The following is a 9,041-nucleotide window of genomic DNA, read 5'->3' as shown; positions in this document are numbered from 1 at the left end:
GTTCTTGTTCTCCACCAACAAAGGCTTGTGCCATTTCAATGAGGTATTTAACATTTTCACCTTCATATGGCTGTACCCAAATATGCTTTTTAGAGTTTTCTAAAACTACTCTTAATGTATGGATGTCTACTGTTTCTCCAGGTACTTCTTTTGGTGTTGTGGATGGTAGACATACAAAATCTATATTATCCATGCAGTTTGTAAGTCTCACCCATTCTTTTACATCTTCAAGTGTGATATTACGATAATCATGGTCTGCTGATAGGTATGTCATTCCTCCAGTATTTGTTCTTGTATAAAAACTTCCTGTTGGATGTGGATATTCCATGTCATATTTTGGGTCTATCCCTGCTAACTTAAATTCCTTAGGAACGCTTTTTAGGGCTTCATCAATTATATGCTTTGGGAAACGTACATTGGTACCATTTACTTCCGCACCTGCTTCTTTTAATAGTCCTAATACTTCCTGGTGGCTAATAATTACCCCTTTCTTTGATAATAATTCTTCAATTCTTTCCTTCATAAACTCTACTTCATTATTGCTTAGAATCTTTGTGCTTAGTTTAGTCATTTTTACCTCCTAGTTTTTTGCGAAGTGTTATGTCTGTGCACTTGAGTGCCTCTATACTTAACGATGCAAATACCATGCCATATTTATCGGTTGCAAGCATCATCGCTTCAACTGTCAGGTACTAGAAAGTCACAAAAAAGACCACCGATTAACGGGGCCTTAAAAAAAGTATCTATGTATTTCACCTATGAAATGTTTTAGTCTCTAATTTAACTAAAAGTTATAAAATGCTTACTATTCTAAAGATTTTAAAAACATTGCAAATGCGAAACCTTTCGTTTCACGCTTGCAAGTTATGTTGAGAGATCTTTCTCCATAATGTAGTAGTACTTATTCCTAATATTTTAGCAGCTTCTTTCTTTTTATATTTAACCTGTTCTAAAACAGCTTTTATGGTGTTTCTTTCTGTTTCTGTCAAAATCTCCTCTAATGTTTGACCATACATGGCTCTTTTATTAATCTGAGGCTCAATACCTTTATCACTACGACTAATGTATGGCGGCAAATGTTGAACCCTTATACGTGATTCATTAATTTTCACGATATTAATAGCATGCTCAATACAATTTTGCAATTCCCTTACATTACCGGGCCAATTATATATCTGTAGTATATCTAATACTTCTTTGTCAGCTTCTAATATATATTTTCCCAGTAATGAATTATATTTCTTAATGAAGTGATTAACTAAAAAAGGTACATCAGTAGACCTCATCCTAAGAGCAGGGACATTTAACTGTAAAACATTTAACCGAAAGTAGAGATCACTACGAAATTTTTCCTTGTCAACCATATCAGCTAAATCTTTATTGGTAGAAGCAATTACTCTCACATTTACCCGTATGGGCTTTTTTCCCCCAATTCTAGTTACTTCCCTTTCTTGTAAAACTCGTAAAAGCTTAGTTTGTAAGTTCTGCTCCATTTCACTAATTTCATCAAGAAAAATCGTACCTCCATCTGCCTGTTCAAAAGCACCTGGGGTTCCACCCTTTTTAGCACCTGTAAAAGCCCCTTCAACATAACCAAACAAGTTACTTTCTATTAAGGATGAGGGTAAAGCCCCACAATTTAGAGCTATAAAAGGATTATTCCTTCTTACACTATCATTATGAATAGACTGAGCAAATAATTCTTTTCCCGTACCTGTTTCCCCATAAATCAAAATTGTTGACGTACTATCAACTACATTCTTTGCTAGGGAGATAGCTTGTTGAATTTGAGGTGATTGCCCAATAATATCCGAAAAATTATAGCGTGCGTATTGAAATTTCTTTACTTCATCATATAACTTTTGGTTTTTTCTAACAGCAAGTTCATTATTAAATCCTATTCCATATTCTCTGGTAATAGGAATTCTTACAGCCATGGCACCTTCGTAAGAAAAAGATTCACCTATTACAGGCTCTTGCAGTTCCATAGCTTGTTTAGCGGCATTGCTGACTTTATTTAAATAATCTTTATTTATAGTGCCATCTGGATTGAAACTTGCTAATCTCTTTCCAGTTTTATCAAAAAGAACAGCTTCTCCTCCAGCAACTCTAGCAATTAATGGAAGGGATTTGTCTATTGCTTCTTTTAAAGTGTTTTCACGATAAATATTTTGACTGTTGCTTGCACAAACAACATAAGGTCCCACAGGAAGAACCCATGCCTTAGCACCTTCTTCTATTTGTGATGGACCAATAAGTGCATTTTGTTTCTCATATCCTTGTTGGGCTAAAGAATACACAGTTCCAGCAAAGTCTTTTACCTCTTTGCCTTTAGAGTTAATAGTTATCAGTCTAATCCCACTACTATTAGTAACAGTAGCATATCCACCAGTAATAGATGCAATTAGTGGCAATGCGTCTATTATTGTTGATAATAGTTTTTTCTCATCCATGTAATCTCCCCATTTCCTTATCTATCTCACAATTATTTTGCCACTCCTACCTATATAATTTACATTATCCTTCATATTTCCGTCAGAAACAACATAAAAAATCAGACTAACAACTTAAGCCTGATTTTATATATACAACTATCCTACTCCCAACCCTCCGCCGACTCTTATAGGAACGGTTGGGTTTTGATTAGATAGATATGCTGCCTGTTCAAGAATCTGCTCGCGGGACGGCGGTATCAGATCCTTTAATGTATAATCCATTTCAAGATGCCTGTAAGTCTCTATACCTAGGCGGTGATAAGCTAACAACTCTATTTCTTTAAGTTTTTTAATAGATCTACTAAATTCCACAGTTTCGGACATGTTTGAATCTGAGTCATTTACACCTGGAATCATGGGAATGCGTACGATTATTTCTAGTTGATATTTAGACTGATCTACTTTTTTAATATTATCTAGGATAAGTGAGTTATCGTACCCGATCAACTGTTTATGAAAATCCTTATCCATATGTTTAATATCAACATATAGGATATTGAGCCAGGGCAGAATTTTTTCGATATTTTCATATGGTACATGAAAGCTGGTCTCAATGGCAGTATGAATTCCAAGTTTCCTGCATTCCTGCAGGACTTTTGAGGCAAACTCGGGTTGAATTAAGGGTTCGCCTCCACTTAAAGTGACCCCACCACCTGAGTGAAAAAAGAAAATTTCATCCTTGGCGATTTCTCGTACTGCCTCCTCCACAGACATTAGGCTGCCATATTGTTTGAAGGCCCTACGAGGACATTTTGCTACACATATAAAACATTTCTTACATTTTGATGGATCAGTAATTACTTTTAGACCACCCTCCAATAATGAAAGGGCCCCCTCGGGGCACGAACGCACACATATTCCACATTCTACGCATAAATCGAAGGCATACCCTTTCTCAAGTTCGAATCGTTGGGACTCAGGAGTCGAACACCAGCGACATCTAAGGGGACACCCCTTGAGGAAGAGTACTGTTCGAAGCCCTTCCCCATCGTGAATGGATGTCCTTTCGATTCTAAGAACAGAACCCATAACCGTTGCATTATCATTCATTAAGATCACCCCACAGAAATACCATGCTGTACTGTGCGCCCGATTATTTCGTCCTGCACATCTTTCCCAAGTTCTACAAAGTAAGCTGTATATCCAGCTACTCTAACTAAAAGTCCTTTATACTCTTCAGGATTTTTTTGGGCACGAATTAATTTCTCCTGATCTATTACATTGAACTGAACATGATAAACTCCTAGGCTGCACATACCCTTTAGCAAGGCCATCATCTGAGTTATTCCGTTTTCTGTTGTCAACATGCTAGGCTCAACTTTCATATTCAAAAGGGTTCCCTGGACGAATCTAGCATGAGGTATATTTGCTACTGACTTCAATACTGAACTAGGACCGTTGAAATCAGTTCCTCCACTAGGGCTTACTCCGTCAGCTAGCGGTTTCCATGCATTACGCCCGGAAGGAAGAGCCCCAACCTCAAGACCAAATGGAGTGTTACCTGACACAGGGAGGATCCCTGGAGTCATAGTACCAAATTTACTATTATACTTTTCAATTTCATCTGCGATAAAGGTAAACATATCTCCAGCGATATCATCCACCATGTGATTGTCATTGCCGTACTTTGGTGCATCAAGACATAGTTTGTGGAGCTCTTCATATCCTTTGAAATCGTTATCTAGTGCTTCTATAAGCTGAGCCATAGTCGCCTGTTTAGTCACATAGACAATATGTCTTACTGCAGCAATACTATTTATAAGATCAGCTACACCTATTAAAATAATTCCATTTCCTGCGTTATATTTGGCACCACCCCAAGCATAGTCCTTTGCCTTTTTAATACACTCTTTAAAGGTTAATGAAAGTGCTGGAGCTGGACGTTTCAGGCCAATTTCATCAATCACATGACTTCCCTTTACAACAGCTCTGGTGGCATAAGCAATGTGCTTCTTAACTGCTGACAGAAAATCTTCATATCTTTTGAAATCAACGGGATTGCCAGTTCTTTCTGAAATATATTTTCCGCTCTTCCTATTTTTACCGTCTAAAAGGGCAAACTCAACCATACTCCCAAGATTAATATCTGCAAGGGCTGTATACTGACGTAGCCTCCCTTCCAGATTGGTTTCCACACATCCACATGGATTCCAGTTGAAGGCTTCCTTCAAAGGAATTCCTTTGTTCATAAGCATCATCATTCCCAAATCGTCATTATGAAAAGCGGGAAATCCCGTTCCGAGACTGATTAATTCTACAACTTTTCTTAAAAAAGAGTTGGGGTTTTTTGCCATGCTATATCGAACTGACAGGGAAGGTTGATATAGCTGCACATCCATTGTAGCCTGAAGGATCATATAGGATAGGTCATTAACAGCGTCTCTCCCAGTATCATCTACTCCTCCAACACAAACATTCTGAAACATAGGATAGCCTGCAGCAAATTCCGCAGTAACAGCATCCTGAAAAAGACATGGTTCGCTGAATTTCACCCAAAGACAGTTAAGAAGCTCTTGTGCTTCTTCAGGAGTGATGCGTCCTGCTTCTATGTCAGCTTTGTAATAAGGCCATAAATACTGGTCCATGCGTCCGGGATTATAACTTGCAGCATTTTGTTCCATAAAGATGCAAATCTGATAAAAATAGAAAGACTGTAAAGCTTCCCGAAAATTTCGCGCTGGATTTGCAGGAACATGACGACAAATCTCTGCTATCTCTAAAAGTTCCTTTTTCCTTTGGCTATCTGTTTCTATCCCAGCCAAACGGTCAGCTTCGGTAGCATAGCGTTCAGCCAACTTTATCATACCATCAGCTACAATCAAAAGAGCATTTAGATAGTAATCCTTTTCGTAATCTCCAGGTTTAGTAATATCAAGTTCAGCTTTTCTTTTCTCAACTACCTTTACAATTCCCGAAACTCCTTCACGAATCAGCCACTCATATCCGGCTGTAGTCTCCCCCCAACCACGAACTGCTTTACGGTCTATGTAGATGACTCCATTATCACGAAGTTCGCGGGTGTCATCAGGAATCTGGGCAAGCCACTCTTCATAGTTGGATTTGCCTTTCCAGTAAGGGCGAATCTCCTCTTCAAAAATCTTTCGGTCTTCAGGTTTCAAATAAAATGGATCGTAATGGCGTTTACTGATAGTCTCTACTTCATCATTCAGAACGGACCAACAAGAATCAGCACATAAAATACCAGCCCGAATCTTACTTCCCGAACAGCCTATGATTAGCTCATCGTCCCCTATGGTAACAGTCTTTTCTAGACACTGCTTACGAAAAGCCTTAGCTTTTCGAACTACAAGTGGCTCCCCCTCAGCTTCACGAAAACCCCCAGTAAGTAATCTTGCATTCTCAAGATCCATCTCCGGACGCGTTTCAAGCACTCTAGTTTTTAGTCTATTTACACGTTCCATGTATTTAGGTTTCTGTGCTGTTTGGGACATATTATCTACACCTCCGTTCAAATCATATAAAAAACTTCCATTGTCCTTTGTTTTTGGAAGCCAATATCTATTATGAAACACAACAACTATATAACACTCCAGCATATACTTGTCAAGTAGAATCTGTGACAGTATGATTTGTAGAATCTGTGACAGTATGATTTGTATAAATTGCAACTTTAATCGCCTAACATATTTTGCCATACCCTGATTTAAAGTTAAGCGACCATACCAATAGTATTGCACCTAAAAATTTAAATAGGATACAAATATGTTGAGTAATTATATATTTGTCTCAATAAATTTATCTATCTCATCACGATATGGCATTGCCGGTGCCGTACCAATCCTAGTTACAGAAAGTGCTGCTAGTGCATTTGCAAATTTTGCAGCCTGAATGATTGATTTTTCTTCTGACAGAGCTGTTACTAGCCCTCCATTAAAAGCATCTCCAGCACCGGTAGTATCCATTACATCCACTTTGTAAGATTCTATTATTTCCTCCATGTCGCCTTCCCTTACCAAGGCACCTTTGGACCCCATAGTTATTACCACATTTTTTACTCCCTTGTTTTGAAGAATTACTGCTGCTCTTTTAGCATCTTCAACAGAGTTTATATCTACTCCCGTCAATATGGATGCTTCTACTTCGTTTGGAGTTAATATATCAATCATTTCAAGAATAGTGTTACTAATCTCTTGAATCGGGGCAGGATTTAGGACAATCTGTACGCCACTTTCATGTGCCCATTTTACACATTGTTCTATAGCATTTACATTAGTTTCCAGTTGAGTAACAAATATATCTGCTTCTTTTATCATTTGTTTAGTCTTACCAAGATCTTCATTGGTAATATTACTGCATGCACCCAGCGTGACCAGTATCGCATTCTCACCAGTTGTATTATCGACCAGTATTAACGCTGCTCCTGTCTGATTGGAGTTGTCCACAAATATATAGTCTGTATTAAACCCTTCCTGCTTGAAGTTGTTTATTGCAGTTTCTCCAAAAGCATCTTTCCCGACCTTTGTTATGATATCTATTTCTGCACCCGCCCTTTTGGCAGCAATTGCCTGGTTTGAACCTTTCCCTCCCGGACCTATTCTAAATGTACTACCTTTTACAGTCTCCCCAGGCTCTGGCAGATGTGGTGCTCTTCCCATAAGATCTATTACAAAACTTCCCATAATAACTATCTTTTTTTTCATTCAGTCACCTCGCAGATTGTCATACTTACTCCTTAAATTGATCCTTTTCTATTCTATCTTGCAAATAAAGCTTAGCTACATATATAATACTTTTAAACCACTATCCACCATGAGCAATTCCCTCACCTAACTGTATTTTTAACTGTATACATATTGGATGAAGTACTATCTCCAGCAGGGTATCCATGTTGTTAATATCCTGCCACTTCTTCCTTGTTAATAAGCTTTATTATGGAACTTGTGCCCAGTCTTACCACTCCTGCGTCAACATAAGTAAAAGCGTCTTCCAATGTTTTGATTCCTCCGGCTGCTTTTATTTTTACATTCTTTCCTATATGTTCCTTGAAAAGAAGGACATCTTTCATTGTTGCACCGTGAGTACCAAAGCCTGTGGAAGTTTTAATAAAATCAGCTCCTGCTTTTGTTACTATACCGCACACCACTTTTTTCTCTTCATCATCAAGGAAGCATGTTTCTACGATTACTTTTAACACCTTGTTTCCTATAGCTTCTTTTATCTCGCTGATCTCCTGGTATATAAGGTCGTACTTCTTATCCTTTAAATGCCCAATATTAATTACCATGTCTATCTCTTGGGCACCATTCAATACAGCATCTTTAGTTTCATATACTTTTACTGCTTTTGTATGATAACCGCATGGAAATCCTATAACCGTACAAACCGGCACCTTATTGCCAAGGTAGTCACTAGCTTGTTTTACGAATGAAGGTGGTAGACATACCGAAGCCACCCCCAAGTCCGCTGCCTCGTCACAGACAGTTTTAATTTCCTCCCATGTGGCTGTAGGTTTTAAACATGTATGGTCAATTGATTTTATAATCTTAGTTTTATCCATTGTTGCCTCCTGATTATAGTTTAACATTAGATTTCTTATAGATTTATATAACTTCTACTCATCTGAAGAAATTGATTTATTGAGCTATATATTATCTTCAACTTTATTTTTCCGTTTGTTTACATAACTAAATACCGTGAACATGATTACTATAAATACATATGGAAATGCCTGAATAAACTGTAATGGTACTGCTGTATTTTGCAGGTAATTTGCCAGAGAGTCACTAAATCCATATATCAACGAACTAAGCAAACCACCTATAGGGTTACTGCCAGACATTGCATCAGTAGCTAATGCTACAAATCCTCTGCCCGAGGTCATGCCTGCTGTGAACATAGATAAATAACCCATTGACAGGAACATACCGCCTAATGCTGAGAGCATGCCACTTAATACCAAGGCAATTGTTTTTGTCTTGTTTATATTTATACCGACTGATTCAGCAGCAGCTTCTGATTCTCCAACCGCCCGTATCCTAGTTCCTAATGGTGTCTTGTATAACAATATGTAAATTACTGCAACCGATATTAGTGCTACATATGTCAAGAGGTTATGCCCTGAAAGTGTACTGCCGATAAAGGGTATATCGCGGATTATAGGAATATTAACAGTAGGGAAAACTGCACTTTTCAAAACCGCACTAACCGATTTATCCCCTGTAATAGTATAGAGGGCAAAAACTGTTCCTCCTGTGGCCGCCAGATTTATTGCTATTGCCGTAATTATTATGTTGGATTTCAATTTTAATGAAAAATAGCTTAGCGCCAGCGTAACCAACACGCCTGACAATAATCCAAAAAACAACCCTAAAAGTAAACTATTCGTAAACGCACTAGCTATAACTCCTACCAGAGCCGCTATTAACATTGTACCTTCAATAGCTATGTTAATTACCCCTGATTTTGAGGCAAGATTAGCTGCTAATGTTGCAAATAAAACAGGTGTTGTACTTCTTATTACCGCAAACCAAAATTCACTTTTTAATAAGATATCCACTTTATCACTCCCTTGCTATTAAAAGATAC

General features: G+C 37.9%; 6 protein-coding genes and 1 pseudogene. All 7 read right to left on the bottom strand.

What is annotated here, in order from left to right; translation table 11 throughout:
- Positions 1-571, bottom strand: a pseudogene (locus APF76_14505).
- Between the two features lie 280 nt (positions 572-851).
- Positions 852-2,453 carry a Fis family transcriptional regulator gene (locus APF76_14500; GenBank protein ID KUO52696.1) on the bottom strand — a complete coding sequence of 534 codons (1,602 nt, stop codon included), beginning with the start codon at positions 2,451-2,453 and terminating at the stop codon, positions 852-854.
- A gap of 138 nt (positions 2,454-2,591) precedes the next feature.
- Positions 2,592-3,545 carry a glycyl radical-activating protein gene (locus APF76_14495; protein ID KUO52695.1) on the bottom strand — a complete coding sequence of 318 codons (954 nt, stop codon included), beginning with the start codon at positions 3,543-3,545 and terminating at the stop codon, positions 2,592-2,594.
- A gap of 5 nt (positions 3,546-3,550) precedes the next feature.
- Positions 3,551-5,947, bottom strand: coding sequence for a pyruvate formate-lyase (locus APF76_14490; GenBank protein KUO52698.1), 2,397 nt, complete (start codon positions 5,945-5,947; stop codon positions 3,551-3,553).
- Between the two features lie 282 nt (positions 5,948-6,229).
- Positions 6,230-7,156 (bottom strand): ribokinase, encoded by a 927-nt coding sequence (locus APF76_14485; protein KUO52694.1) that lies wholly within the window; start codon positions 7,154-7,156, stop codon positions 6,230-6,232.
- Between the two features lie 191 nt (positions 7,157-7,347).
- The gene (locus tag APF76_14480) at positions 7,348-8,013 is read right to left on the bottom strand and encodes a 2-deoxyribose-5-phosphate aldolase (protein ID KUO52693.1); all 666 of its coding nucleotides are present in this window, start codon (positions 8,011-8,013) and stop codon (positions 7,348-7,350) included.
- Between the two features lie 84 nt (positions 8,014-8,097).
- The gene (locus APF76_14475; protein ID KUO52692.1) at positions 8,098-9,012 is read right to left on the bottom strand and encodes an ABC transporter permease; all 915 of its coding nucleotides are present in this window, start codon (positions 9,010-9,012) and stop codon (positions 8,098-8,100) included.
- Between the last annotated feature and the right edge of the window lie 29 nt (positions 9,013-9,041).

Origin of the sequence: Desulfitibacter sp. BRH_c19 (assembly GCA_001515945.1) — a bacterium.
Taxonomy (GTDB): domain Bacteria; phylum Bacillota; class DSM-16504; order Desulfitibacterales; family Desulfitibacteraceae; genus Desulfitibacter.
Note: the sequence above shows the minus strand (reverse complement) of the source record. Positions and strands in the feature narration are given on the sequence as shown.

Coding starts and splice junctions, on each gene's coding strand:
- APF76_14500 (KUO52696.1), bottom strand. CDS start 2,453: ATGGATGAGAAAAAACTATTATCAACAATAATAGACGCATTGCCACTA.
- APF76_14495 (KUO52695.1), bottom strand. CDS start 3,545: ATGAATGATAATGCAACGGTTATGGGTTCTGTTCTTAGAATCGAAAGG.
- APF76_14490 (KUO52698.1), bottom strand. CDS start 5,947: ATGTCCCAAACAGCACAGAAACCTAAATACATGGAACGTGTAAATAGA.
- APF76_14485 (KUO52694.1), bottom strand. CDS start 7,156: ATGAAAAAAAAGATAGTTATTATGGGAAGTTTTGTAATAGATCTTATG.
- APF76_14480 (KUO52693.1), bottom strand. CDS start 8,013: ATGGATAAAACTAAGATTATAAAATCAATTGACCATACATGTTTAAAA.